At 74.8% G+C, this 25,929-nt stretch carries 22 protein-coding genes; 8 read left to right on the forward strand and 14 right to left on the reverse strand.

All coding sequences use genetic code 11. The features are described 5' to 3' along the window. Positions 1-73: 73 nt before the first annotated feature. The 5 genes from topA to Ae150APs1_RS17605 form a co-directional block, all read right to left on the reverse strand. The gene (gene topA / locus Ae150APs1_RS17585; RefSeq protein ID WP_305775516.1) at positions 74-2,866 is read right to left on the reverse strand and encodes a type I DNA topoisomerase; all 2,793 of its coding nucleotides are present in this window, start codon (positions 2,864-2,866) and stop codon (positions 74-76) included. Positions 2,867-3,197: 331 nt separating this feature from the next. Then, positions 3,198-3,788 carry a hypothetical protein gene (locus tag Ae150APs1_RS17590; protein ID WP_249266567.1) on the reverse strand — a complete coding sequence of 197 codons (591 nt, stop codon included), beginning with the start codon at positions 3,786-3,788 and terminating at the stop codon, positions 3,198-3,200. Between the two features lie 75 nt (positions 3,789-3,863). Beyond that, positions 3,864-4,466, reverse strand: coding sequence for a hypothetical protein (locus Ae150APs1_RS17595; protein ID WP_010240915.1), 603 nt, complete (start codon positions 4,464-4,466; stop codon positions 3,864-3,866). A gap of 81 nt (positions 4,467-4,547) precedes the next feature. After that, positions 4,548-5,141, reverse strand: coding sequence for a hypothetical protein (locus tag Ae150APs1_RS17600; protein ID WP_075299045.1), 594 nt, complete (start codon positions 5,139-5,141; stop codon positions 4,548-4,550). Between the two features lie 140 nt (positions 5,142-5,281). After that, positions 5,282-7,582, reverse strand: coding sequence for a sodium-translocating pyrophosphatase (locus tag Ae150APs1_RS17605; RefSeq protein ID WP_010240910.1), 2,301 nt, complete (start codon positions 7,580-7,582; stop codon positions 5,282-5,284). 359 nt (positions 7,583-7,941) lie between these two features. On the opposite strand from Ae150APs1_RS17605, the gene Ae150APs1_RS17610 reads away from it, so the two are divergent. Continuing rightward, positions 7,942-10,419: a DEAD/DEAH box helicase gene (locus tag Ae150APs1_RS17610; protein WP_075299047.1), complete on the forward strand. Its 2,478-nt coding sequence runs from the start codon at positions 7,942-7,944 to the stop codon at positions 10,417-10,419. Positions 10,420-10,762: 343 nt separating this feature from the next. Here the strand turns inward: Ae150APs1_RS17610 and Ae150APs1_RS17615 are convergent, their stop codons facing one another. From Ae150APs1_RS17615 to ssd, 7 genes are all read right to left on the reverse strand, one after another. Next, complete coding sequence (locus Ae150APs1_RS17615; RefSeq protein WP_075299049.1) at positions 10,763-11,401, reverse strand: Rv3654c family TadE-like protein; 639 nt, start codon at positions 11,399-11,401, stop codon at positions 10,763-10,765. Next, positions 11,398-11,832, reverse strand: a complete 435-nt coding sequence (locus Ae150APs1_RS32890) for a TadE family type IV pilus minor pilin (protein ID WP_075299051.1) — start codon at positions 11,830-11,832, stop codon at positions 11,398-11,400. The genes Ae150APs1_RS17615 and Ae150APs1_RS32890 overlap by 4 nt, the downstream gene beginning before the upstream one ends. A gap of 82 nt (positions 11,833-11,914) precedes the next feature. Further along, the gene (locus Ae150APs1_RS17625) at positions 11,915-12,109 is read right to left on the reverse strand and encodes a DUF4244 domain-containing protein (protein ID WP_010240906.1); all 195 of its coding nucleotides are present in this window, start codon (positions 12,107-12,109) and stop codon (positions 11,915-11,917) included. A gap of 56 nt (positions 12,110-12,165) precedes the next feature. Further along, a complete protein-coding gene (locus Ae150APs1_RS17630; protein ID WP_075299053.1) occupies positions 12,166-12,876 on the reverse strand; it encodes a type II secretion system F family protein in 711 nt (236 codons plus the stop codon). Continuing rightward, positions 12,873-13,718 (reverse strand): type II secretion system F family protein, encoded by an 846-nt coding sequence (locus Ae150APs1_RS17635; RefSeq protein WP_083680197.1) that lies wholly within the window; start codon positions 13,716-13,718, stop codon positions 12,873-12,875. The genes Ae150APs1_RS17630 and Ae150APs1_RS17635 overlap by 4 nt, the downstream gene beginning before the upstream one ends. Further along, positions 13,712-14,869 (reverse strand): TadA family conjugal transfer-associated ATPase, encoded by a 1,158-nt coding sequence (locus tag Ae150APs1_RS17640; RefSeq protein ID WP_075299055.1) that lies wholly within the window; start codon positions 14,867-14,869, stop codon positions 13,712-13,714. The genes Ae150APs1_RS17635 and Ae150APs1_RS17640 overlap by 7 nt, the downstream gene beginning before the upstream one ends. Then, positions 14,866-15,957: a septum site-determining protein Ssd gene (gene ssd / locus Ae150APs1_RS17645; RefSeq protein ID WP_075299057.1), complete on the reverse strand. Its 1,092-nt coding sequence runs from the start codon at positions 15,955-15,957 to the stop codon at positions 14,866-14,868. The genes Ae150APs1_RS17640 and ssd overlap by 4 nt, the downstream gene beginning before the upstream one ends. 556 nt (positions 15,958-16,513) lie before the next feature. Between ssd and Ae150APs1_RS17650 the strand changes: the two genes are divergently transcribed. After that, positions 16,514-17,404 (forward strand): HAD family hydrolase, encoded by an 891-nt coding sequence (locus tag Ae150APs1_RS17650; protein ID WP_010242355.1) that lies wholly within the window; start codon positions 16,514-16,516, stop codon positions 17,402-17,404. A gap of 438 nt (positions 17,405-17,842) precedes the next feature. Here Ae150APs1_RS17650 and Ae150APs1_RS17655 read toward each other — a convergent pair whose 3' ends face one another. Beyond that, on the reverse strand, positions 17,843-18,595 hold the full coding sequence (locus tag Ae150APs1_RS17655) for an oxidoreductase (protein WP_075299059.1): 753 nt from the start codon (positions 18,593-18,595) through the stop codon (positions 17,843-17,845). Positions 18,596-18,946: 351 nt separating this feature from the next. Here Ae150APs1_RS17655 and acs point away from each other — a divergent pair, with 351 nt between their 5' ends. From acs to Ae150APs1_RS17675, 4 genes are all read left to right on the forward strand, one after another. Further along, entirely contained in the window at positions 18,947-20,917 is a 1,971-nt protein-coding gene (acs, locus tag Ae150APs1_RS17660; protein ID WP_075299061.1) for an acetate--CoA ligase, read from the forward strand. A gap of 79 nt (positions 20,918-20,996) precedes the next feature. After that, positions 20,997-21,425, forward strand: a complete 429-nt coding sequence (gene arfB, locus Ae150APs1_RS17665; protein WP_075299063.1) for an alternative ribosome rescue aminoacyl-tRNA hydrolase ArfB — start codon at positions 20,997-20,999, stop codon at positions 21,423-21,425. Positions 21,426-21,555: 130 nt separating this feature from the next. After that, entirely contained in the window at positions 21,556-22,074 is a 519-nt protein-coding gene (locus tag Ae150APs1_RS17670) for a phage holin family protein (protein ID WP_010224452.1), read from the forward strand. A 9-nt stretch (positions 22,075-22,083) separates the two neighbouring features. Then, positions 22,084-23,028: an alpha/beta hydrolase gene (locus tag Ae150APs1_RS17675; protein WP_010224451.1), complete on the forward strand. Its 945-nt coding sequence runs from the start codon at positions 22,084-22,086 to the stop codon at positions 23,026-23,028. On the opposite strand, the gene Ae150APs1_RS17680 is transcribed toward Ae150APs1_RS17675, so the two are convergent. Beyond that, a complete protein-coding gene (locus Ae150APs1_RS17680; RefSeq protein WP_249266380.1) occupies positions 22,973-24,055 on the reverse strand; it encodes a glycerophosphodiester phosphodiesterase in 1,083 nt (360 codons plus the stop codon). The genes Ae150APs1_RS17675 and Ae150APs1_RS17680 overlap by 56 nt on opposite strands. 93 nt (positions 24,056-24,148) lie before the next feature. Here Ae150APs1_RS17680 and purD point away from each other — a divergent pair, with 93 nt between their 5' ends. Together purD and Ae150APs1_RS17690 are read left to right on the forward strand one after the other, a co-directional pair. Next, positions 24,149-25,417, forward strand: coding sequence for a phosphoribosylamine--glycine ligase (gene purD, locus Ae150APs1_RS17685; protein ID WP_075299067.1), 1,269 nt, complete (start codon positions 24,149-24,151; stop codon positions 25,415-25,417). 233 nt (positions 25,418-25,650) lie between these two features. Then, positions 25,651-25,860 (forward strand): hypothetical protein, encoded by a 210-nt coding sequence (locus Ae150APs1_RS17690; RefSeq protein WP_029239161.1) that lies wholly within the window; start codon positions 25,651-25,653, stop codon positions 25,858-25,860. The last annotated feature ends 69 nt before the right edge of the window (positions 25,861-25,929 follow it).

Consider the following 25,929-nt stretch of genomic DNA (forward strand, 5'->3'; position numbering starts at 1 on the left):
CAGCCTCGGCTCGCACCAACACAGAGGGCCCCGCCCGGCGACGTGCCGGACGGGGCCCTCTCGTGTGCGACGGTCAGGTCGTCGGCGACTTGCGCGTGCGCGTCGCCGGCTTCTTCGCGGCCGTCGTCCCGGTCTTCTTGGCCGTGCTGCGGGCCGTCGACCCGCCGCTCTTCGACGCCGCCGCCGTCCTGCGCGGGGCCGGCTTCTTCTTCGCCGGGGCCTTCGCGCGGCGTTCGGCGAGCAGCTCGGAGGCGCGCTCGTCGGTGAGCGCCTCGACCTCGTCGCCCTTGCGCAGGCTGGCGTTGGTCTCGCCGTCGGTGACGTACGGCCCGAACCGGCCGTCCTTGATCACCATCTTCTTGCTGGTCGACGGGTCCTCGCCGAGCTCGCGCAGCGGCGGCTGGGCGGCGCCCCGCCCGCGGCCGCGCTGCTTGTAGAGCTCCAGCGCCTCCTCGAGGGTCACCGTGAACAGCTGCTCCTCGTCGGCCAGCGACCGCGAGTCGGTGCCCTTCTTCAGGTACGGCCCGTAGCGGCCGTTCTGCGCGGTGATCTCGTCACCGGACTCCGGGTCGTTGCCGACGACGCGCGGCAGCGACAGCAGCTTCAGCGCCTCGTCCAGGGTGATGGTGTCGACCGACATCGTCTTGAACAGCGACCCGGTCCGCGGCTTCGGCTTCGCCGGCTTCTTCTTGGCGCCCTCGGGCACCTCCGGCTCGGGCAGGAGCTCGGTCACGTAGGGCCCGAACCGGCCCTCCTTCGCGACGACCTCGTGGCCGGTCACCGGGTCGGTGCCCAGCTTGCGGCCCTCCTGCGGCACCGAGAACAGCTTCTCGGCGATCTCCTCGGTCAGCTCGTCCGGCGGCAGGCCGTCGGTGAGGTTGGCGCGCTGGGACTCGCCGTCGACGATCCGCTCGAGGTACGGCCCGTACCGGCCGACCCGCACGACGACGTCGCGGCCCGCGGCGTCGGCGAACATGACGATCGAGTTGACCGCGCGGGCGTCGATCTCCTCGAGGTTCGAGCCGACGAGCTTCTTCAGCCCACCCGCCTTCGCGATCTCCGACCCGGTGTCGTCCGGCGCGGCGTCCTCGGACCCGAAGTAGAAGCCGGACAGCCAGTGCACCCGGGAGTCGTTCCCGGAGGCGATGGAGTCGAGGTCGTCCTCCATCTCGGCGGTGAAGTCGTAGTCGACGAGCTGGCCGAAGTGCTGCTCCATGAGCCCGACGACGGCGAACGCCACCCAGGACGGGACGAGCGCGGAGCCCTTCTTCCAGACGTAGCCGCGGTCGAGGATGGTCTTGATCGTCGACGCGTACGTCGACGGCCTGCCGATCCCCAGCTCCTCCATGACCTTGACCAGCGCCGGCTCGGTGTAGCGCGACGGCGGGCTGGTCGAGTGCCCGTCGGGGGTGAGCTCGTCGGCGGTGAGCGCCTGGCCCTCGGTGAGCTCGGGCAGGCGGGACTCGGCGTCGTCGGCCTGCTCCTTGGAGCCGTCGTCGACGGTCTCGACGTAGGCCTTGAGGAAGCCCGGGAAGGTGATCGTCCGTCCGGACGACGCGAACACGACCTTCTCGCCGGTGCCGGCCGTCCCACCGATCCGGACGCTCACGGTGGTGCCGCGGGCGTCGTTCATCTGGGACGCGATCGTGCGCTGCCAGACGAGCTCGTAGAGCCGGAAGTCGTCGCCGTCGACCTCGCGGGCGATCGCCCCCGGGGTCCGGAACGACTCGCCGGCCGGGCGGATCGCCTCGTGGGCCTCCTGCGCGTTCTTCACCTTGCGGGTGTACTGGCGCGGCTTGTCGGCGACGTAGGCGTCGCCGTAGAGCTCCCGGGCCTGGGCGCGGGCGGCCTGGATCGCGGCGTCGGACAGCGTGGTCGAGTCCGTACGCATGTAGGTGATGTAGCCGTTCTCGTAGAGCCGCTGCGCGCTGCGCATCGTTCGCTCCGACGAGAACCGCAGCTTGCGGCCCGCCTCCTGCTGCAGCGTCGACGTGGTGAACGGCGCGTACGGCTTGCGGGTGTACGGCTTGGACTCGACCGAGTCGACGGTCAGGTTCCGGCCCTCGAGCCCCTCGGCGAGCCGGCGGGCCGCGGCCTCGTTCAGGACGACGACGTCGGCGCTGTTGTTCTGGGCCGCCTTCTTCAGCTGCCCCAGCGAGTCGAAGTCGCGGCCGGTCGCGACACGGCGCTCGTCGACCTGGACCAGCCGGGCGCCGAACGTCCGCGGGGTCGCCTCGGCGCCGGCGTCGAGGGTCGCGGAGATGTCCCAGTACTCGGCGGAGCGGAACGCGATCCGGTCCCGCTCGCGCTGCACGACGAGCCGGGTGACCACCGACTGCACGCGGCCCGCCGAGAGCTTCGGCATGACCTTCTTCCACAGCACGGGGGAGACCTCGTAGCCGTAGAGCCGGTCCAGGATGCGGCGGGTCTCCTGGGCGTCGACCAGGTCCTGGTCGAGCTCTCGGGTGTTCTCCGCTGCCGCCCGGATCGCCGACTCGGTGATCTCGTGGAAGACCATCCGCCGGACCGGGACCTTCGGCTTGAGGGTCTCCAGGAGGTGCCAGGCGATGGCCTCGCCCTCGCGGTCGGGGTCCGTCGCGAGCAGGAGCTCGTCGACCGTCTTGAGGGCCTCGCGCAGCTCGGAGACGGTGCTCTTCTTCTCCGGCGTCACGATGTAGAGCGGGCTGAACTGGTTGTCGACGTCGACGCCGAGCCGCGCCCAGGACTCGCCCTTGTACTTCGCCGGGACGTCGGCGGCCCCCCGTGGGAGGTCGCGGATGTGGCCGACGGAGGACTCCACGACGTAGTCGTTGCCCAGGTAGGGCTGGATCTTCTTGGCCTTGCTCGGCGACTCGACGATCACCAGGCGGCGGACCGGACGGTCGGACGCGCTCGCCGTCGAGGTGGGCTTGCGAGTGCTGCCCCCCGACGTGCGTGCCGAACCCGTTCCCGTTGTCGCTGCTGCCACGTGGTCCTACCTCATCTCCTCGGCGGCGTCGCGCCTGTTGCGACGGCTGCGCCGTAGCCGTGCTCCACCGTGCTGTCGGTGCACCCGCAGAGCGTGCCGGAGTGGTCGCTCTATGCGTCCGTATCCGGTCGACGATCGCACGATCTCACACCGTCGCCACCCGGTGCCGTGGGTTGCGCCACCGTGGCCGGGCGAGTCGCCAGCGTAGCCGGAGCCGGAGTTCGGCAGGTCAGGCGGCCGGTCGGCCGTGGTGTCGGGGCCACTCGGACGCACCGAGCGTGCTCGGCGCCGGACCCACCAGTTCGACCAGGCGAGCCATGCGACGGGTGCCGTGCAGTCGCAACGCCGGACCGGGGGCCCCGTGTTCCCCGGTCGCGAGCCGCGCCGGGGGGAGACCGGCCCGGGTCGCCGCGGCGATGAGCGGCCCGTGCGTCCACGGCGCGTGCGGGTCGAGCAGCAGAAGGTGTCCGCCGCGCAGGTCACCGACGCCCGCGGCGAGCGCCCAGAGCCGCAGCGCGGCCCCGTCGAGCTGGAAGTCCGGTGGGACCTGTTTGCGACCGTCGGGGGTGCACCAGGTGCGGGCGAGCGGGACGAGATCCCGCCGGAACGCGCTGCGCATGCCGGACGCGCCCGGCGCCAGGGTGACGCCGCGGGCGGCGGCCAGTGCGGCCAGCGCGCTCTCCCGGCCCTCGAACGGGAGCGGTACGTCGAACCGGGCGGTGTCACCGGCGCCGAACCGCTCGATCCGCCCGGGCCCGCAGAGCAGCCCGGCCAGGTCGGTCAGCCCGGCCGGCCGGGCCTCCGCGGAGAACAGCGACATCTGCGGCACGCGCCGATCATAGAACGCATGTTCGATCGCTGTCACCAGCGCCACGCCGGAGGGTGACGCGTGTGCTCAGCCCGGGGTGGTCAGCTTGTTCAGCTCGCCGCACTTCGGGGCCGTCGCGACCGCCTTGTCCAGGCGCGGGGTGGCTCCGAGCTTGTCCAGGCCCTCGGCGGCACCGATGGTGCGCAGCTTGTCCTCGGCGGACTTCAGCCGCGCCTGGAAGCCGGGCACGTCGTTCGGGTCGGCCTGGTCGACGTCGGTGCGGGCCTGGTCGACGGTCGTCCCGGTCCGGTTCAGCAGGTCGCTGATCGAGGTCTTGAACTGGTCGCCGCCGCTGACCGGGGAGGCGCCGGCATCGGCGAGCTGCTTCTTGCCGTTGTCGATGCCGCCCTTGACGTTGCCGAGGTACTCGGACAGCCGGGTCTTGATGCCGGGCAGGTCGGCGCCGCCGTAGTCGGGCCGGGCGCTGAGCGGCTGGTAGTAGGACAGCAGCGCGCCGCACACGGTGTCGCCCCAGGCGACCGGGTCGGCGCCGACACCCTCGGTGGGGCGCGGAGCCGGGTCCGGCGCGGCCGTGCCGGCGACGGTCTGGGCGCAGCCACCGGCGAGGAGGGTGGCGAGCAGGGCGGGGAGCAGGACCCGTGCGGCACGCGCCGGTCGGGGGGTGGCCATCGTCGGGCTCCAGGGTCGGGGGGCCGTGGGAGCGGGCCCGGAGGTAACGGTCGGGTGACGACGGTAGGACGCCGCCGCAGGTCAGCCGCCGCCACCCTCCCCCGCTGCACCGTTCGGGGCAACACCGGCAGGGCCGTCCGGGGCGGACTGTGATCGAGGCTGCTCGGCCAGACGGGTCAGATCGCCGCACGCCGCGGACGCCCGGAACGCGGGGCCGAGCTCCGGGTCCCCGGTGACGACGGCGAGCGGACCGGTCGTGCTGCCGAGGCGGGCGACCGGCTCCAGGGCGCCCGGCAGGTCCCGCTCGACGGCGGCCGGGTCGGCCGGGTCCAGCGCCCCGACCCGGGAGCGGGCCGAGGAGAACGCGGAGCGGATCTCACCGAGGCCGCCGGCGAGCTCCGCGGCGAGGGTGTCGCCGCCGTCGACGGGTGGCGGGCCGAGCCGGTCCAGGTCACCCAGGGTGCGGTCCACCGCGGAGGTCGTGCGGCCCAGGTAGTCGCCGACGGCCTGCAGCCGCTCGGCGGGTGCCGGGCCGGAACCCGGCGCCGCGACGGCCGTCTGGACGAACGAGCGGACCGCCGTGCACATCCCGTCGGTCCACTCCGGGACCGTGGGCCCGGGGGAGCCGCACCCCGCGAGGAGGGCGGCGGCCAGCGCCGCGCCGATCGTCCGCATGGCTCCTCCAACCGGATGATCTCCGCGGTCCGGCCGGGGCAGGGTAGCCGAATCGGGTGACGGCGCACGACGGCCGCTCACCCCGGTCGGGACGAGCGGCCGTCGTGGTCCGCGGATACCGCGTGGCGGGATGCTCCGGTCTAGCCCACCGAGCTCTCGGCCGGAGCGTCGGTGATGGCCGACGTGCGGCGCTTCGACACCACGATCGCCGCCGCGATGATCGCGACCGCGACCAGGGCGATCAGGATCCGGATCACCGGGTTGGCATCCGGCGTCGAGAGCACCACGATCGCCGGGGCGATCAGCACCGAGACCAGGTTCATGACCTTGATCAGCGGGTTGATCGCCGGACCGGCGGTGTCCTTGAACGGGTCACCGACGGTGTCGCCGATGATCGTCGCCTCGTGGGCGTCGGACCCCTTGCCACCGTGGTTGCCGTCCTCGACCAGCTTCTTCGCGTTGTCCCATGCCCCACCCGAGTTGGCGAGGAAGATCGCCATCAGGGTGCCGGCCGCGATCGCACCGGCCAGGTAGCCGGCCAGCGGGCCGACGCCGAGGCCGAACCCGACCGCGATCGGGGCGAAGATCGCGAGCAGGCCGGGGGTGGCCAGCTCGCGCAGCGAGTCGCGGGTGCAGATGTCGACGACGCGGCCGTACTCGGGCCGCTCGGTGCCGTCCATGATCCCGGGCTTGGACTTGAACTGGCGGCGCACCTCGAACACGACCGCGCCGGCGGCACGGGTCACGGCGTTGACCGCCAGGCCGGAGAACATGAACACCACCGCGGCACCGATGATCACGCCGACCAGGGTGTTCGGGCTGAACACCTCGTAGGCGAAGGCGGTTCCGGCGTCGGCCAGCGCGACCCCGGCACCGTCGAGCGCCTGGTTGATGGCGTCGCGGTACGAGCCGAACAACGCGGTCGCGGCGAGTACCGCCGTCGCGATCGCGATGCCCTTGGTGATCGCCTTGGTCGTGTTCCCGACGGCGTCGAGCTCGGTGAGGATGTCGACGCCGTCACCCTCGACGTCGCCGGACATCTCGGCGATGCCCTGCGCGTTGTCCGAGACCGGGCCGAAGGTGTCCATCGCGACGATGACGCCGACGGTGGTCAGCAGGCCGGTACCGGCCAGCGCGACCGCGAAGAGCGAGACGACGATCGAGCCGGACAGCAGGAACGCCCCGTACACCGCGGCTCCGATGACGAGGGCGGTGTAGACCGCGGACTCGAAACCGATCGAGATGCCGGAGAGGATCACCGTCGCCGCGCCGGTGAGGGAGGACTCGCCGACGTCCTTGACCGGGCGGTCCTCGGTGCCGGTGTAGTAGCCGGTCAGCTTGAGGATGACGGCCGCGAGCACGATGCCGATGATCACCGCGGCCGACGCGATCAGGCGCGGGTCGCCGGTCAGTGCGGCGACACTGCCGTCGGTCGGGTTCGTCAGCGCGCCGAAGCTCGACGGCAGGTAGACGTACGCGGCGATGATCGACAGGACGCCCGCGAACAGCGCGGACAGGAAGAAGCTGCGGTTGATGGCGCGCAGCGTGTTCTCGCCCTCGCGGGCCTTCGTCAGATAGACGCCCAGGATCGCGGTGATCACACCGATGGCCGGGACGATCAGCGGGAACAGCAGGCCCTGCAGGCCGAACGCCGCGGTGCCCAGGATCAGGGCGGCGACCAGCGTCACGGCGTAGGACTCGAAGAGGTCGGCGGCCATCCCGGCGCAGTCGCCGACGTTGTCGCCGACGTTGTCCGCGATCGTCGCCGCGTTGCGCGGGTCGTCCTCCGGGATGCCCTGCTCGACCTTGCCGACGAGGTCGGCGCCGACGTCGGCGGCCTTGGTGAAGATGCCACCGCCGACACGCATGAACATCGCGAGCAGGGCCGCGCCGAAGCCGAAGCCCTCCAGGACGCGTGGAGCCTGGCCGGCGTAGACGAGCACGACGATCGCGGCACCGAACAGGCCGAGGCCGACCGTGAACATCCCGACGACGCCGCCGGTCCGGAACGCGATCCGGGTCGCCTTCTCCCGGCCGCCCGGCTCGCGGGCAGCCGCGGCGACCCGGATGTTCGCGCGGGTGGCGAGCCACATGCCGAGATAGCCGATGATCGCGGAGAAGACCGCACCGACGACGAAGAAGATGGACCTGCCGATGCGTTCACCGAGGTCCTCTGCGGGGAGCGCGAAGAGCAGTACGAACACGACCGCGGCGAACACCGCGAGGGTGCGGAACTGGCGGTTGAGGTACGCCGTGGCGCCTTCCTGGACCGCGCGGCCGATCTCCTGCATCTTCGGGGTGCCCTCGCCGTTGGCGAGCACCTCCCTGAGCAGCAGACCGCCGACGGCCAAGGCGACGAGGGCGACCACCGCGACCACACCGACGACGGTGAGGTCTCCCGCACCGAGCTCGAGGCCCTGGGCGAGGGTGGAACCGGACATCCGTCCTCCTGGATCAGCGAAGTTCCACCAGGTCCGCCTCGACGAGCGGGGACGCCACGACGGCGCCCCTGCCGACGACGGCATCACTGGCGTCGACTGGGCCCGGGCCGCGGTGCTCCGCCGTCCGGGCGCGTGCAGTGTAGAAGTGTGTCCGACCACTCAGTGCGACAGGGATCACAACGAATAACGATCCCGGCAAAGTGATCAACGCCACAGAGTTCACGGTGCAATCCGGGAACCCGCAGATCGGTTGAGGTACAACGGACTCCGGGTCAAGGCCCGCCCGGGGGAACCTGTGGTGGCGCGCGTCCGGGACGCGCCGGCACGCGATTCGAACGTCTGTGCCAACCTGGCCGGTCGTGGGGTCCCCCGAGGAGTACCTGGACGGGTCGGAGCGCGGAGTCGAGCTGCTCCGCCGCGTCCTCGCGGGCTCCGGCGTGGATCCGGGCCGGGCCGACACGACCTGGCTCGGGCCGGGCGGGGGGGAGCCGGGTCCGGAGCCCGGTCCGGAGGTCGGTGCCGGTCCGGAGGCGACCGGGGAGCCCGGCGCCCCTGCGGAGCCCGATCCCGGCGACCCGTTGCGGCACGTCGTCCGGATCCCACCGCGCCCGGGCCGCAGCACCGGCTGGCCGGACTGGACGCCGGACGTGCTCCGCTCCGGGTGGGCCGGGCGCGGCGTCGACCGGCCGTGGGCCCATCAGGCCGAGGGGGCGGAGCTCGTGCGGGCGGGGTCGGACGTCGTCGTCGCGACGGGCACGGCCTCGGGCAAGTCGCTGGTCTACCAGCTGCCGGTGCTGACCCGTCTCGTCGAGGACCCGCGGGCCACCGCGCTGTACCTGGCTCCGACCAAGGCGCTCGCCGCGGACCAGCTGCGGGCGCTCGACGACATCGCCCCGGACGGGGTCCGGCCGGCCTCGTTCGACGGGGACACCCCGATGGAGGAGCGCGACTGGATCCGGCGGCACTGCCGCTGGATGTTCTCGAACCCGGACATGGTGCACCGGTCGCTGCTGCCGCGGCACGGCCGCTGGTCGACGTTCCTGCGCCGCCTGGAGTTCGTCGTGGTCGACGAGTGCCACACCTACCGCGGGGTGTTCGGCTCGCACGTGGCGTTGCTGCTGCGGCGGCTGTTGCGCGTCGCGGCCCGGTACGGCGCCCACCCGACCGTCGTCCTCGCCTCGGCGACGGTGGCCCGGCCCGCGGAGTTCGCGTCCCGCCTGACAGGACGCGACGTCGTCGCCGTCACCGAGGACGGGTCGCCGCACGCGGGCCGGACCGTCGCGTTCTGGGAGCCGCCGCTGCTCGCCGAGATCACCGGCGACAACGGGGCACCGGTCCGCCGGTCCGCCGGGGGCGAGGCTGCGCGGATGCTCGCCGACCTGGTGCTGGAGGACGCGCGGACGCTGGCCTTCGTCCGCTCCCGGCGCGCCGCGGAGCTCGCCGCGCTCGGGGCCCGTCGCCAGGTCGCCGACGTCGCACCGGAGCTGGGTGACCGGGTCGCGGCCTACCGGGGCGGCTACCTGCCCGAGGAACGCCGGGCCCTGGAGGCAGCGCTGATGACGGGTGAGCTGCTCGGCGTCGCGACGACGAACGCGCTGGAGCTCGGCGTCGACACCTCCGGGCTCGACGCGGTCGTCGTCGCCGGGTTCCCGGGCACCCGGGCGTCGTTCTGGCAGCAGGCGGGCCGGGCGGGCCGCGCGGCCGACGAGGCGCTCGTCGTCCTGGTGGCCCGGGACGACCCGCTCGACACCTATCTCGTGCACCATCCGCAGACCCTGATCGGCGCCCCGGTGGAGAGCTGCGTGCTCAACCCGGTGAACCCGTACGTCCTCGCCCCGCAGCTCGCGTGCGCGGCCGCCGAGCTCCCGCTGACCACCGACGACGTCGACGGGATCTTCGGTGGTGCGCCCGCGGTCGAGGTTCTCGACGCGCTGGTCGAGGAGGGCGTGCTCCGCCGGCGCCCGCACGGCTGGTTCTGGCCGGACACCGGGGACGCCCCGGCGGCCCAGGTCGACATCCGCGGGTCGGGCCTCGGGCAGGTCGCGATCGCCGAGGCGGCCACCGGACGCATGCTCGGCACCGTCGACGGCGGGTCCGCACCGGGCACCGTGCACCCGGGCGCGGTCCACCTGCACCGCGGCGAGAGCTACGTGGTCGACGAGCTCGACCTCGACGGCGGGGTCGCGCTCGTGCACCCGGAGGAGCCGGACTGGCGGACCGAGGCACAGTCGGTGTCCGACGTGACGGTGCTCGAGGTGCTCGAGTCCCGCCGGTACGGCCCGGTGGACGTCTGCTTCGGCGCGACCACGGTCACCAGCCAGGTGGTCGGCTACCGCCGGCGCACCCCGGACGGCACGGTGCTCGACCAGACCCCGCTCGACCTCCCCGCGCAGAGCCTCGACACCCGCTCCGTCTGGTACACGATCGAACCGGACGCCCTGGCCGACGCCGGGATCGACGAGGCGCGCCTCCCCGGTGCGCTGCACGCCGCCGAGCACGCCGCGATCGGGCTGCTCCCGCTGTTCGCGATCTGCGACCGGTGGGACATCGGCGGGCTGTCCACGGCGCTGCACCCCGACACCGGGCTGCCGACGGTGTTCGTGCACGACGGGCACCCGGGCGGCGCGGGCCTCGCCGAGCGCGGCCACGCCGTCCTGGCACGCTGGCTCACGGCGACCCGCTCGGCGGTACGCGACTGCGAGTGCCGCACCGGCTGCCCGTCGTGCGTGCAGTCGCCCAAGTGCGGCAACGGCAACAACCCGCTCGACAAGACCGGTGCGGTGCAGGTGCTCGACCTGGTCCTGGAGGCGCTCGGGGAGGCCGGCGGGCCGGCCTGAACCGGCTGCCCGACGGGGCCGGGCGGGCGGGCAGGTCGCGACGACGCCGAAGGGTGTGCGTGCGCCGGATCCGGCGAGGCACCGCCGGCCCGCCCGTCGGGGGCGTGGGCAGGCCGGCGGCAACCACGGGCGACGGCGTCGGAGGGGGGCGCGTGATGCGCTCCGACGCCATCGCTGCCTGGGGAGCGTGGTCTCTGTGCCGGAGACGGACCGGGCCCTGCCCGTCTCCGCGGCTGACTCCAGTAGGCAGCAGGGCGGCGCGGGGTGCCAGTCCCGGGCGCTCCGGCGTCGGCGATCGGTCCGGTCGCGACGACGAAACGGCGCCGGAACCCGGCGTTCGTCCTCACCGGACGTGATGCGGGCGTGCTGCGCTGTTATCCGTCCGTTCACCCAGTGCTGCGGACCGCTCACCGAGAGCATGATCACTTTCTCCTCGTCGTCGTGCCGGTGTCACGGCACCCGTGCCGTCGTCGAGCGGTGCCGGTCCGGCCCGGGCCCGCGCGGTCGCCGGACCGCCGATCGGGAGCAGCCCCGACCACCGGACCCGGGCTTCCACCAGCGCGTCCCAACCGTCGAGGTGGCACGCGGCCACCTCGGCGCCGTTGCGGGCGGCGAGATCGGCGGCCACCCGGCACGCGATCTCGGTCCCCTCCACCGACCGCCCGGCGGCGGCCAGTGCCGACAGGTCCGCTGCGGCGGCCGCGACGTGCCGGGCCCGGACCGCGGCGGCGACGTCGACCCCGACGGCCCCGACGAGCAGCAGCACCGCGGCGGCGATGGCGGCCCAGACCGAGGCGACGCCCGTGTCGTCGTGGCGGATCCGGTCTGCGGTGCTGAGTGGATGGGCGCTGTGTGGATCGGCGTCGTGTGGATCGGTGCCGAGCGGATCGGTGCTGGATGGGGCGGCGCTGCGTGAGCCGGCGCTGCGTGGGGCGGCGCCGGACCGGGATCGGGTCCGAGGGCCGCTGCTGTCGGCGGTCATCGGGGTGCCGCCCCTTCCGCCGGGTCCGGGACCGCGGGTGCCCCGGCGGTCTCGTCCCCCGGCCCCGGCTCTGGCCCCGGCTCTGGCCCCGACACCGACGGCGGCGTACGCGGACCGCTCGATGCGGCACTCCCGGTACCGGTGAGCCCCGGCTCCGCGACGGCCGCGGCGGAGCCCGTCACCGAGAGCGGCAGCAACCCGACCGGCCGGGTCCGGACCGTCGCGATCACCGTGTCGCCCTCGATCCGCAGCTCCGTCTGCGCGTCACCCGGTGCGAGGGCCGCCGCAGCGGCCCGCCCGCGGTCGGCGTCGCCGCGTGCGGCCTGCCGGACGAGCTCGCGGGCGGCGTCGGTGCACCGCACCCCGGCGGCCACGGCGGCGACGGCGGCGACGGCGGCCGCCGTCACCGCCACGAGGGTGCCGAGTGCCATCGCCGCCTCGACGGTGACCGCGCCGTCGTCACCGGTACACAGGGCGGGACGGTCGGCGGCCGTCCGGCGCCCGGCGTGGGCGTCAGAGCGTCGTCGACAGCGCACGTTGCACGATCCCGGTGAGCGCGGCGAGCACGTCGCCACCGCTGACGATGGCGTACAGCAGGGCGGCGAACGCGGCAGCGGCCACGGTGCCGACCGCGTACTCCACCGTGGACATCCCGTCGTCGTCGACGGCGAGTGCGGCCAGGCGGGTGCGCAGGAGGGAACGGGTCATCGGAGTGCTCCTTCGTCGGGGGCCCGCGGACGTGCGGGCCCGGTCGTCGTCCGGTGTCACCACCGGGCGAACGCCTCCCCGGCCAGCCCGATCACGACCGGCACGATGCCGAGGACCAGGAAGGCGGGCAGGAAGCAGAGCCCCAGCGGGGCGGTGATCCGGACGGCGGCGCGCTGGGCGCGTTCCTCCGCCCGGTCGGCGAGGCCGGCCCGCAGCCGTCCGGCCTCTGCGGCCGCGGCCCGGCCGAGTGCGGCACCGGTGCTCGCCGACCGGCCGGCGGGCCGGGCGAACCCGGCCAGCGCCGGAGTGGCGGCCGCGGCGGACCAGGCGTCGTCGGCGTCGGCCCCGAGTGCGAGGAGTCCCGCCACCCGGCGGAGCGCCGCCCCCGCCGACCCGGGGAGCCTGCGGGCGGCCGCCCCGACCGCGTCCGGCACGGTCAGCCCGGCCCCGAGGCAGGTGGCGAGGAGGTCCCAGGCGGCGGCGAGATCGGCCTCGTCGGCCCGGGCGCCCGGGGCGGCGGACGCGCGGCGGACGACCAGCAGCGCCCCGCCCCCGGCGACGGTGCCGACGACCGCCCCGGCCGGACCCGCCACCACCCACCCCAGCGCGGCACCGGCGGGGACGAGTACCGCGAGCACTGCGGTGCGCGGACGTTCCGCGGGCCGGTCGGGACCGGGCCCGCGCAGTGCACGGAGACGGTCACGTGCGGGGCTGCCGGACGAGACGAGCACCGCCGCGGCGATCAGTCCCAGCGCCGTGGCGCTCACGACGGCACCGCCGCGCGCAGGATCCGGTCCGACCAGGCCGTCCCGGCGGCGGTCAGCAGCACGCCGACGGCCAGCAGGACCGGGCCGTGCAGTCCGGAACGGAGCACCGTCAGCGGTGCGATGCCCATGAGCTGACCGAGCCCGATCCCGGCCAGAGGGAGAGCGGTGAGGACGCTCGCGGTGGCGCGTGGCCCGGCGAGCTGTGCCCGGACCCGGGCGCCGTGCGCGATCCGCCACCGGATGTCGTCGAGCAGCCCGCCCAGCAGGTCGGCGAGCGGCGCTCCGTGGCGGTCGGCCAGCTCCCAGGCCGCGGCGATCCGCTCCACGTCGCGGCCGGCCGGCCCGCCGGCGGCGCGCCGCAGTGCCGCGGGTACCGGCTCCCCGATCCGGGCCGCCGCGACGGCGGGTTCGAGCAGTGCGCGGGCCAGCGGACCGTCGTGCGCCTGCCCGGCCAGCGCCGCCGCGGGATGGGCGCCGGTGCGCAGCTCGTCGGTGATGCGGGCGAGCGCGTCGGCCAGCTCCGCCGCGGCTCCGGCGTGCCGTGCCGCATCCCGCCGCGCGGCGATCCGGCGGCGGACGAACCAGGCGGCCCCGCAGGCGCACACCGCCCCCGCGGGGCCGAGCAGCAGGAACCCCGCACCCGCGGCGACCAGGTAGGGCAGGGCGGCGACCGGCAGTCGTCGCGGCCGGGCCCGTTCCGCACCGGACAGGCGGCGCAGCCGCCGGCGCCCCGTCGAGCCCGGTAGCCCGAGCACCGCCCCGGCGAGCAACAGGAGAGCGAGCCCGGCCCGTGCGCCCGACGGCGCGGACGGGAACGCGGCGGCCGGCACCGACGTCAGCACGGGACACCGATCCCGCGCTCGCGCAGCAGCGCGTGCAGGTCGGGCATCGCCGGGCCCGGGCCGGCTCCCCGGGACCAGGCGGCGTCGACCTGCGGGACGCCGTCGTCGTGCCGGCGGAGCACCCCGATCTCGTCGAGCACCCGGCCCGTGCCCGGCCTGCGGCGCATCTGCAGCACCACCTGGACGGCGGCGGCGAGCTGCCCGTCGAGCGCGGCCGGGGACATCCCGCCGAGCCCGGCGAGGGCGCGCATCCGGGCGGGGATCTCGCGTACGGAGTTGGCGTGCACCGTGCAGGCGCCGCCGTCGTGACCGGTGTTCATCGCGGCCAGGAGGTCCCCGACCTCCGCGCCGCGGACCTCGCCGACGACCAGCCGGTCCGGCCGCATCCGCAACGCCTGCCGGACCAGTTCGCGCAGCGCGACGCCACCGGATCCCTCGATGTTCGGCGGCCGGGCCACCAGGCGGACGACGTGCGGGTGCCGCGGGCGCAGCTCCTCGGCGTCCTCCACGGTGATCAGGCGCTCGCCCGGGGCGACGGCACCCAGCAGCGCGTTGAGCACGGTGGTCTTGCCGCTGCCCGTCCCGCCCGCGACCAGCACCGCGAGCCGGGCCGCGACGATCGCGCGCAGCAGGGCCTCACCGGCCCCGTCGAGCGTCCCGGTCCGTCGCAGCGCGGCGAGATCGTGGCTCGCGGGCCGCAGCACGCGCAACGAGATCGCGGTGCCGGCCGCGGCGACCGGCGGTAGGACGGCGTGCAGCCGCACCCCGGCGTCGGCGAGGCGGCCGTCGACGCACGGGCTCGCGTCGTCGAGGCGGCGGCCGGCCGCGAGCGCCAGGCGCTGCGCGAGGCGGCGGACGGCGTCCTCGTCGGGGAACGTGACGGTGCTGCGCCGGAGCCCGTCGCCGCGATCGACCCACACCGCGTCCGGCGCGGTCACCAGCACGTCGGTGGTGGCCTGGTCGCGCAGCAGCGCGTCGAGCGGACCGGCACCGGTGAACTCCTCGCGCAGGGTGCGCAGCGCGGCGAGCACGTCCAGATCGGACGCGACCCCGCCGGACTCGGCACGCACGGCCGCGGCGACGGCGGCGGGCCCGGTGCCTCCGCCGGAGTCCGCTAGCCGGGCTCGGACCCGGTCGACCAGCGGGTTCACGACGCCGCCGCCTTCTCGTGGCCGACTGCGGAGAGCCGTTCGAGGACGGCGCGGGCGGCGGTGGCGAGCGCGCCGCGCCCGGCGCCGGGTGTGCGGCCGCGCTCGAGCGCGCCGGGGAGGTCGCGCTCCGCACGCATGGCGTGCAGGAGCGGGAGCCCGAGCGAGGTGGCCACCTCGTCCGGGGTGATGCCACCCGGCGACGGGCCGCGGACGACGACCTCCACCACCCGGGCGTGCTCGGCGAGCACGTCGGCGACCCGGGCCGCGGCGGCGCCGGCCCGCAGCGCCGCCGGTACGACGAGCACGGTCAGGTCGGCCGCGCCGAGGGCCGCGAGCGCGGCGTCGGTCGGGTAGCGGGGCAGATCGCAGACGACGGTGCCGCCACCCCGGCGACCGGCGTCCAGTACCGCGCCGACGGCCGCCGGTCCGGGCCCGTGCGGGGACCGGGCACAGGACAGCACCGAGAGATCCGACCGTCCGGACACCGTCCGGGGGAGCGCCGCGTGCAGTGCCGCCGCCCGTACCCGGCCGTCGCCGACGGCGAGCTCCGGCCAGCGCAGACCGGCTTCCTGTTCGAGACCGACCAGCAGGTCGAGCCCGCCGCCCAGCGGATCGCAGTCGACGAGCAGCGCCGCCGCCCCCGTCCGGGCGGCCGTGACCGCCACCGCCGTGGCCAGCACCGACGCGCCCGCGCCGCCGCTGCCGCCGACGACCGCGAGCACCCGCCCCGGCCGCCCTCCGGCGGCCGCGCGCTCCCGGGCGTCGGCCAGCAGACCGGTCAGACCGGCCTCGCCGTGCGGCAGCTGCACGACCCGGTCCGCGCCGAGCGCGACCGCGGTCCGCCAGTCCTCGGCGGCCGGTTCACCGGTCACCGCGATGACCACGGTGTCGCGCCGCGGGAAGCCCGCGTCGCGGCAGCGGGCGGCCCCGGCCCGGTCCAGCAGCACGACCGGCGCGCGGGCCCAGGCCCGCCGTGCGTCGGCCGCGTCGACGGCGCGCAACGCGTCCAGGTCGGCGGCCGCGGCGAGCCGCAGCAGCGCATCCAGTACGTCGGGATCGTCGGCCACGATCAGGCAGTGCCGGTCCATCGGGTCCCACCTCCACCTGGACCCGCCGATGCGGGCCCGGTGTCGAGCCTGCGGCCGGCGGGCCCGACGGGACCGACGAGTCGTGTACCTGTGGACAACTCGTGGACGACCGGCGTCCCTGTGGACGGGCGCCGGCCGGGACGGCGCGACCGTCGGTGGGGTGCGGCAGGATCGGGGCGGGACCCGTCCGGGTCGACCGGCGTCGCGCAGCGGACCGCCACACAGAGGACGACCCCCGCCAGGGGGGATTGGCGGGGGCCGTCGGTCGGTTCAGCCCCGGGGGGTCGAGCTGAACCCGCTCGGACCATGTCCGAGCTCACCCAACTGTAGCCGCAATCCCGCTGTCACGCCCATACCTCGGCCGTGGACTGCGCCGACCGGTCCCGGCCCGCGCGCAGTGGGACGTCCCGGTCGGGTGAACCGGCCGGGCGACCGGTGAGCGCGTCCGGGCGACCGGTCGCGTACGGCCGGTCACTCCCCGCAGTCGGCCGCGGGCCTGCTCGGACGTCGGCCGACCGGCCGCGGGGCGGGCTGCCCGATCCGGCACGCTGGACCGGTGTCCGCCTTCCCCACACCGGCCGGTCCGCCCGCGGAGCAGGCGAGCGGTGCCCCGGCCGCCGAGCCGCCCCAGGCCGTCTTCCTCGATCTCGACAACACCCTCATCGCGGGTTCGAGCGCCCTGGCGTTCGCCCGGACGTTCGCGCGGCACGGGCTCGTCGACCGGGCCACCGTGGCCCGCGGCGCATGGGCGCAGCTCCTGCTGGTGCTCTCCGGCGCGGACGCCGCCACGATGGACACCCTGCGCCGCCGGATGACCCTCGTCAGCACCGGCTGGGAGGTCAGCCGGGTCCGTGAGATCGTCGCCGCGACCCTCCAGGAGGTCGTCGGCCCGCTCGTGTACCCGGAGGCCGTCCGGATGATCGAGCGCTACCGCGAGCAGGGCGCGGAGATCGTGCTGCTGTCGGCGTCCGGTCTGGAGGTCGTCGAGCCGATCGCCGGGCTGATCGGGATCGAGCGGTTCCGTGCCAGCACCATGCGGGTCGAGGACGGCCGGTACGCCGGTGAGCTCGAGTTCTACTGCTACGGCGAGGGCAAGGCCCGCGCGGCCCGGGAGATCGCCGCGGAGTCCGGCCTCGACCTCGCCCGGTGCGCGGCCTACACCGACTCCGTCACCGACCTGCCGCTGCTCGAGGTGGTCGGGCACCCGTACGTCGTGAACCCGGACCGGGAGCTGCGCGCGATCGCCCGGGAGCGCGGCTGGCCGGTGCTCGCGTTCGTCCGGGCTGCGTCACGGCGGGACCGGTTGTTCCGGCTGCGTGACGCCGTGTCCGACCGCATCGGTGTCGACGCCCGCACGAGGACGGCGGCCACGCCGGTCGTACTCGCCGCCGGCGGGGTGGTCGCGGCGGTCGCCGCCGGGGTCGTCGCGTGGCGCCGGACCCGCTGACCGCGCGGACCCGGATCATCGGAGAGGAGCCGGCGCGACCGCCGTCCGGGCGTCGGACCGGCACGGACGGCCGCCGCTCCCGATCACCCACCGCTGCTGAACCGGTGCACCCCTTCGCGAGGGTTGCCCGCCTCACACCCGCGGGACTAGGAACGACGTCACGGACCCCGGTCAGGCCAGGGGCGGTTCGGAGGAGAAGAGCCCGTCTCCCCGGGCCGGGCTCCGTACGCGAGACCCGAGCACTCCCACGCCGAGCACGCCGCGGGAGGCATGTCGTCGTGGGCCTGCGTTCCGGGACGCCGGGCGCCGAGGCCACCAACCACGACACGTAGTGCACGCCAGGGAGCCGGACCTCGCGTCGGGCCGGGCGGTGCTCCACGACAGGGGCGCCGCCCGGCTCTCGTTCGCGGTGGCTGCGGTCCGGCGGTCCGGCCCGACTCAGCCGGACTGCGCCGCCGCGATCGACAGGCCCTCGCGGCCCCCGGCCTCCCACTCGTCGCAGGTGTGGGCGATCCAGCGGGCGAGCCCGTCGGCCGTGCCGGTGGCGAACGCCTCGGCCGCAGCCCGGTACTCGGACGGCCTGCGGAGGAAGCCGACCTCCGGCACCGAGAGCCCGCGCGGGTCGAGCCCCGACGACATCGCCGTCAACCGGGCCGCCGCGCGCGCGACGACACCGTCGGCCGTGCCGAACGGGCGGAGGGTCAGCAGCTCCCCGTGGACCACCGCCACCAGCACCGGGGCCGGCGCGGTCGTCCCGCCGCCGATCAGGTCGGCGAGCGCGGAGAGCCGCGCCGACGCACCCGGTCGGGGGCGGCCCAGCACCGCCTCGTGCTCGGCCGCCGGCACCAGGTCGGTGGCCGCGAGCACGTGCAGCCGGGCCAGTGCCTGCAGCGGCGCCCGCCCCCACACCTCGAGGAGCCGGGCGCGCTCGTCGGCGATGCGGACCGCGCCGGCCAGCACCGGGTCGGACACGTGGTCGGCCGTCGCCGGGCTCAGCGGCGCGCCGTCCAGCGCCGCCGACGACCGGGCCGCACGCAGTGCCGCCTCGGCCGCCGTCGTCGGCCAGCCGCGCCGGTTCACCGGCTGGTTGTGCACCTCGGTCGTCGCGTCCCGGGCCCGGGCGACCGCCTCGGGCACGCCGGGCAGCGCCGCGAGCGGGGCGAGCGGATCGTCGGTGGAGGTGCGGGCCATGCCGTCATCGTCCCAACCGGTGGCCTACCGTCGGGTAGCGACCCGTCGCCCCGCCCCCCGGCCAGGGGCGGAACCGGACGGGTGAACCGTTCGTCACCCGCAGATCGACCGCTCGTCGGCCGCCGGTCCGCGCCCTCGCTGATGCGTCCCGGGGCCACCCCGCCGGGCGACCCGGGCCGACCTGCACCGATGGTGGGGCCGGCCGGGTCCGTGATCCCTCACCTGTCCCGACAGACGGTGCGGAGGCAGGGCGGTTTCACTAGTGTCGGTCCGCACACGTGCGCGCACACCGAGTGCGCCTCTGGCCGATCCCAGGCCCGTTTCACGCCGCGTCGAGGAGGACACGAGGACATGGCCGAGTCCGAGAAGAGCAGCGCCCTGAGCGCACTGTCCACCGAGAGCCGGACGTTCCCGCCGCCGGAGGACTTCGCCGCCCAGGCCAACGCCACCGCCGAGTGGTACGACCGTGCCGATGCCGACCGCGAGGGCTTCTGGGCCGAGCAGGCCGACCGTCTGCACTGGACGAAGAAGTGGGACACCGTCCTCGACTGGCAGCCGCCGTTCGCGAAGTGGTTCGTCGGCGGCGAGCTGAACGTCGCCTACAACTGCGCCGACCGGCACGTCGACGAGGGCAACGGCGACCGGGTCGCGATCCACTGGGAGGGCGAGCCGGGCGACAGCCGCACCATCACCTACGCCGACCTCAAGGCCGAGGTCTCGAAGGCCGCGAACGCGCTCGCGGAGCTGGGCGTCGGCAAGGGTGACCGGGTCGCGATCCAGCTGCCGATGATCCCCGAGGCCGTCGTCTCCATGCTGGCCTGCGCCCGGCTGGGTGCGCTGCACAGCGTCGTCTTCGGCGGGTTCTCGCCGGGCGCGCTGAAGGCCCGCATCGAGGACGCCGAGGCGAAGGTCCTCATCACCTCGGACGGCCAGTACCGCCGGGGCAAGCCCGCCCCGATGAAGGAGAACACCGACCAGGCCGTCGAGGGCACCTCGATCGAGAAGGTCCTCGTCGTCAGGCGGACCGAGACCGAGGTCCCGTGGACCGAGGGCCGCGACGTCTGGTGGCACGACGTCGTCGACGCGGCCTCCGACCAGCACACCCCGGGGTCCTTCGACTCCGAGCACCCGCTGTTCATCCTCTACACCTCGGGCACCACCGGGAAGCCGAAGGGCATCCTGCACACGTCCGGCGGCTACCTGGCGCAGGCCGCGTACACCCACAACGTGGTGTTCGACCACAAGCCGGGCGAGAGCGTCTACTGGTGCACCGCCGACATCGGCTGGGTCACCGGGCACAGCTACATCGTCTACGGCCCGCTCGCCAACGGCGCCACCCAGGTCGTCTACGAGGGCACGCCGAACACCCCGCACGAGGGCCGGCACTGGGAGATCGTCCAGAAGTACGGCGTCTCGATCTACTACACCGCCCCCACCCTGATCCGCACGTTCATGAAGTGGGGCGACGACATCCCCGCGAAGTACGACCTGTCGTCGCTGAAGGTCCTCGGCACGGTCGGTGAGCCGATCAACCCGGAGGCCTGGATGTGGTTCCGGGAGAAGATCGGCGGCGAGCGCTGCCCGATCGTCGACACCTGGTGGCAGACCGAGACCGGTGCCCAGATGATCGCCCCGCTGCCGGGCGTCACCTCGACCAAGCCGGGCTCGGCCATGCGGTCGCTGCCGGGCATCTCGGCCACCGTCGTCGACGACTCCGGTACCCCGGTCGGCAACGGCGAGGGCGGCTACCTGGTGCTCGACAAGCCGTGGCCGGCGATGCTGCGCGGCATCTGGGGCGACACCGAGCGCTACAAGGACACCTACTGGTCGCGGTTCGCCGAGCAGGGCTACTACTTCGCGGGCGACGGCGCCAAGTACGACGAGGACGGCGCCATCTGGCTGCTCGGCCGCGTCGACGACGTCATGAACGTCTCCGGCCACCGCATCTCCACCACCGAGGTGGAGTCGGCGCTGGTCAGCCACCCGACGGTGGCCGAGGCGGCCGTCGTCGGCGCGTCCGACGAGACCACCGGCCAGGGCATCGTCGCGTTCGTCATCCTGCGCGGCAGCGCCGCGAAGGACGGCGGCGACGACGCGATCAAGGCGCTGCGCGACCACGTCTCCAAGGAGATCGGCCCGATCGCGAAGCCGCGCCAGATCATGGTCGTCGAGGAGCTCCCGAAGACCCGGTCCGGCAAGATCATGCGCCGGCTGCTGCGCGACGTGGCGGAGAACCGGGAGGTCGGCGACGTCTCGACGCTGGCCGACTCCTCGGTCATGGACCTGATCTCCACCGGGATGAAGGACTCCAAGGAGGAGTGACCCCGGCGACGTGACGCCACGACGGCCCCCGGACGCGACGCGCGTCCGGGGGCCGTCGCGTTCCCGGCACACTGGGGGCGTGGACGACGGCGGGGTGCAGGTGCGGCGCGGGTTCGTCGTACCCGAGTGGGAGCTGCGCTGGCGGTTCTCCCGTGCGTCCGGTCCGGGCGGGCAGGGCGTGAACACGACCGACTCGCGGGTGGAGCTGTCGTTCGACGTCGCGGGCTCGCCGAGCGTCCCGGAGGACCTGCGGGACCGCGCACTGCGACGGCTGGGCGGCCGGCTGGTCGACGGCGTTCTGACGATCACCGCCGCCGAGCACCGCAGCCAGCTCCGGAACCGGGAGGCGGCGCGGCAGCGGCTCGCCGGCGTCCTCGGCGAGGCGACGGCCGCGGGCCCGCGCACGCGCCGCCCCACCCGTCCGACGGCGGGATCGAGGCGCCGCAGGCTGGACGCGAAGACACGACGGGGACAGATCAAGAAGCTCCGCGGGCGTCCGGACGAGTGAGGGCTGATCCTCCGGTCGGGGACGGCGTGGCGCAGCCGAGCGCGCCCGGGGTTCCCGTGGCACGATGGCGACTCACCGAACGACGGCCGTCCGGGGGACTACAGCCCCGGTCGGCGAGGGCGCAGGAGGGATGACGGTGGCCAGCAACAGCCAGTCCGGCGACGCGGAGGTTCCGCCCGTCCTGCCCTCGATCCCGCTCACTCCCGAGCCGGGTCCGCGTGACGCGTCGCTCGGCGCGCTCGCCAAGGACGTGACGACCCACCTGTCCACCCTGGTGCGGTCCGAGGTGGAGCTCGCCAAGGCCGAGGTGTCGGCGGAGGTCAAGAAGGGCGTCCAGGGCAGCGTCTTCTTCGTGATCGCCGCGGCGATCGGGCTGTTCAGCCTGTTCTACCTGTTCTTCACCCTCGCCGAGTTCCTGTCGCTGTGGCTGAACCGCGCGGCCGGGTTCGGGATCACCTTCCTGGTCATGCTGCTCACCGCCGGGCTGTTCGGGTTCCTCGGCTACCTGCGGGTCCGGAAGATCCGCAAGCCGGAGCGCACGATCGACTCGCTGAAGGACTCCGCGCAGGTGCTCACCCAGCGGGGCAAGGGCGACAACGTGCGTGAGCTGTCCGACGGTCCGTCCGGACGGCACTCCGCCGCGGGCTGAGCCGCGACCGTGGCCGGTGCCCCGGACCCGTCCGTCGTCCGGATCCCCGGGCCGTGGACGCACCGGGCGGTCTCGGCCAACGGCATCCGGATCCACCTCGCCGAGCACGGCCCGCCGGACGGCCCGCTGGTCGTCCTGCTGCACGGGTTCCCCGAGTTCTGGTGGACCTGGCGCCACCAGCTGCTCGCGCTCGGCGACGCCGGGTACCGCGCCGTCGCGCCCGACCTGCGGGGCTACGGCGACACCGACAAGACCCCACGCGGCTACGACCTGTGGACCCTTGCCGGTGACTGTGCCGGGCTGGTCCGGGCGCTGGGGGAGCGGCGGGCCCACGTGGTCGGCCACGACTGGGGCGCCGCCATCGCCTGGACGGTCGCCGCGCTGCACCCGCGGCTGGTGGCGTCGCTGACCGTGCTGGGCGCCCCGCACCCGACGACGATGCGGGACGCGCTCCTGCGCGATCCGCTCGGCCAGGGCCGGGCGAGCCGGTACATGGCGGGGTTCCAGCTCCCGCGGCTGCCGGAGCGCTCGCTGCGCGGCCCGGACCGGGTGGAGCGGATCATGCGTGACTGGGCGGGTCTCGACTGGACGTCCACCGAGGACTTCGCGGAGACCGTCGCGCGCAACCGTGAGGCGATCCGGATCTCGACCGTCGCGCACTGCAGCCTGGAGTACTACCGCTGGTCGCTGCGCTCCCAGTTCCGCCCGGACGGCCACCGGTTCGCCCGCGACGTCGCCGGCCCGGTCGGTGTCCCGGTGCTGCAGGTGCACGGGGCCGACGACCCGTGCGTCCTGGACACGACGATGCGCCGGACCGCCCGCCGCGCCGGGGCGGGGTTCGTCCACCACGCACTGCCGGCCACCGGGCACTTCCCGCAGGAGGAGCGGCCGACCCACGTCAGTGCGCTGATCGGGGCCCATCTGGAGCGCTCGACCCGCGACCGCCCCGCCTGAACGACAGCGCGGCGATCGCGGTGTCCGGGTGGTCGGAGAACAGGCCGTCGACGCCGGCGTCGAGGAAGGCGTCGTACTCGGCGAACACGTCACCCCAGGCCGAGGCCGGCCCGCCGGAGCGCAGCGCGGGCGGCAGGAAGGCGTTCTCGTTCCGGAACGTGTACGGGTGCACCAGCAGCCCGGCCGCGTGCGCGTCGGCGACCAGCGACGCCGGCGGCCCGAGCGCCCCGTCCGGCCCGGCCGGGACGACCTGGGCCTTCGCCGGCCCGACGGCGTCGGCGTAGGTCGCGACCTCGCGCAGCCCGTCGGGCGAGGTGATCGACGTCCAGCTCCGGTCCGGCAGGTCCGCCGGCCCGCCGGTGACGTCGGTGAGCTGGACCAGCGGCACCCGCAGCCTGCCGCGCAGCCACCGCAGGTTCGTCACCTCGAACGACTGCACGTACACCGGGGCGTCCGGCCGGTTCAGCCCGGCGCCGTCGAGCGCGTCGACGAGCAGCGGCTCGGCAGGCAGCCCGATGCCGGCGTGGTGGGTGGAGTGCTTGATCTCCGGGTAGACGCCGATCTCGCGCCCGAGCTCCCGGGACAGCCGCTCCCGCAGGTCCAGCAGCTCGGCGAGGGTGGGGACGGCGAACCGGGCGTCGTAGACCCGGTTGCCGGGCCGCTCGCCCGGGAGCCGCTCGACGGCGCGGAGCGTCCGCAGCTCGGCGAGGGTGAAGTCGTGGGTGAACCAGCCCTCGTGGACCTCGCCGTCGATCGTCCGCCGGGTGCGTCGCCCGGCGAACTCGGGCCGGGCCGCGACGTCGGTGGTCCCGCCGATCCCGGGCTCGTGCCGGCAGACCAGGTGCCCGTCCCGGGTGGGGACGACGTCGGTCTCCAGGTAGTCGGCGCCGACCCGCGCGGCGAGCTCGTAGGCGGCCAGCGTGTGCTCGGGCCGGTTCCCCGAGGTCCCGCGGTGTGCGATGACCACCGGGCGGGCGCCCGCGGTGGTGGGGGTGCGGTCCGGAACCGTCGCATCGGTGTCGGGCACGACGCGCACCCTGACACGGACGGGTGGCGCCTCCCGCGCCGGGGCCGGTGCCGGTTGCCCCGCCCCGGACGTGCGCGGATACGCTCGACCACCGTGCGAGTCCTGGTCGTGGGTAACGGCGCGCGTGAGCACGCCATCGCGGTGTCCTTGGCGCAGGATCCGGGGGTGACGGCCCTGGCCTGCGCCCCCGGCAACGCGGGGACAGCTGCCGTCTCGGAGCAGCTGGGTCTGGACGTGTCCGACAACGACGCCGTCGTGTCGGTCGCGCGGACCTGGCAGGCCGACCTGGTCGTCATCGGGCCGGAGGTGCCGTTGGTCAACGGCGCCGCCGACGCGGTGCGGGCGGCCGGCATCCCCTGCTTCGGGCCCGGGAGGGAAGCGGCCCGGATCGAGGGGTCCAAGGCCTTCGCGAAGTCGGTGATGAGCTCCGCGGGCGTCCCGACGGCGTCCTCGGTCGTGGTCGACAACCCGGCCCACCTCGACACCGCGCTGGGCGTGTTCACCCCGCCCTACGTCGTGAAGGACGACGGCCTGGCCGCCGGCAAGGGCGTCGTCGTGTCCGAGGACGTCGAGATCGCCCGCGCCCACGCGCTCGGCCTGCTCGACGCCGGCCACCCGGCCCTGCTCGAGTCGTTCCTCGACGGGCCGGAGGCGTCGCTGTTCTGCCTCGTCGACGGCACCACCGTGGTCCCGCTGCTTCCGGCGCAGGACTTCAAGCGGGTCGGCGACGACGACACCGGCCCGAACACGGGCGGCATGGGCGCCTACTGCCCGCTGCCGTGGGCGGGCGACGACCTGGCCGCCGAGCTGGTGGAGCGCGTCGTCCGGCCGGTCGCCGCGGAGCTCGAGAACCGCGGGGCGCCCTTCTCGGGGCTGCTCTACGCCGGGCTCGCCCTCACCTCGCAGGGCCCCGCCGTGATCGAGTTCAACTGCCGGTTCGGTGACCCGGAGACCCAGGCCGTGCTGGCGCTGCTGCGCACCCCGCTGGCCGGGCTGCTGCACGCGACGGCCACCGGCACGCTCGCCGACCAGCCACCGCTCGAGTGGTCCGATGGCTCGGCGGTGACCGTCGTCGTCGCGGCCGAGGGCTACCCGGCCACCCCGCGCCTCGGTGACGTGATCACCGGTGGCGACGGCGAGGGCGTGCTGCACGCGGGCACCCGGCGCCGCGACGACGGCGCGGTCGTCTCGTCCGGCGGGCGGGTGCTGTCCGTCGTCGGCACGGGCGCGGACCTGGCCGCGGCGCGCGCCGACGCGTACGCGCGGCTGGAGCCGGTGCGCCTCGCGGCGTCGCACCACCGGACCGACATCGGCCTCCGGGCCGAGCGCGGAGAGGTCCGGATCCCGACCGCGAAGGGCTGAATGTTTCTCCAGGATTACCTCCGTATGGCCCAGTGATGTTGGTCCTAACGGCCCAGTACGCGGAGTGACCTGGTGATCTTCGGCGGCGCCGGTCCTGTTGTCCGCAACCGTGTAGAGAGATCTTGAAGACGAGGTAAAACCGGACACTTGGGTTTGATCGTGCCCGTCCGGCGCGCAATCGTCATGTCTCACAGGGGCACAGCCGGTGCCCCTGAGACACAGGAGGATCCATCATGGCCAACGCTCCCCAGCCGGCCCGTCGTCGTCGCGCCCTGACCCTCGTGGGTGCCGCTGTCGTCGCGCCGCTCGCCACCCTGGCGTTCACCGGTTCGGCCCAGGCCGCCGAGCTGACCCCGGTCGCCGAGTACATCGACGACACCGTCGCCGACACCGACGCCCAGGTGGGCGCCGTCGTCGACGCGCTGGGCTTCGAGGCCGAGTGACGTCGCGCGGGCACTGAGCCCGCGCCGTGCGGATCGCGATCCGCACACCGGTACGTGACGACCGGGCCC

This window comes from Pseudonocardia sp. Ae150A_Ps1, from assembly GCF_001932315.1.
Taxonomy (GTDB): Bacteria; Actinomycetota; Actinomycetes; order Mycobacteriales; family Pseudonocardiaceae; genus Pseudonocardia.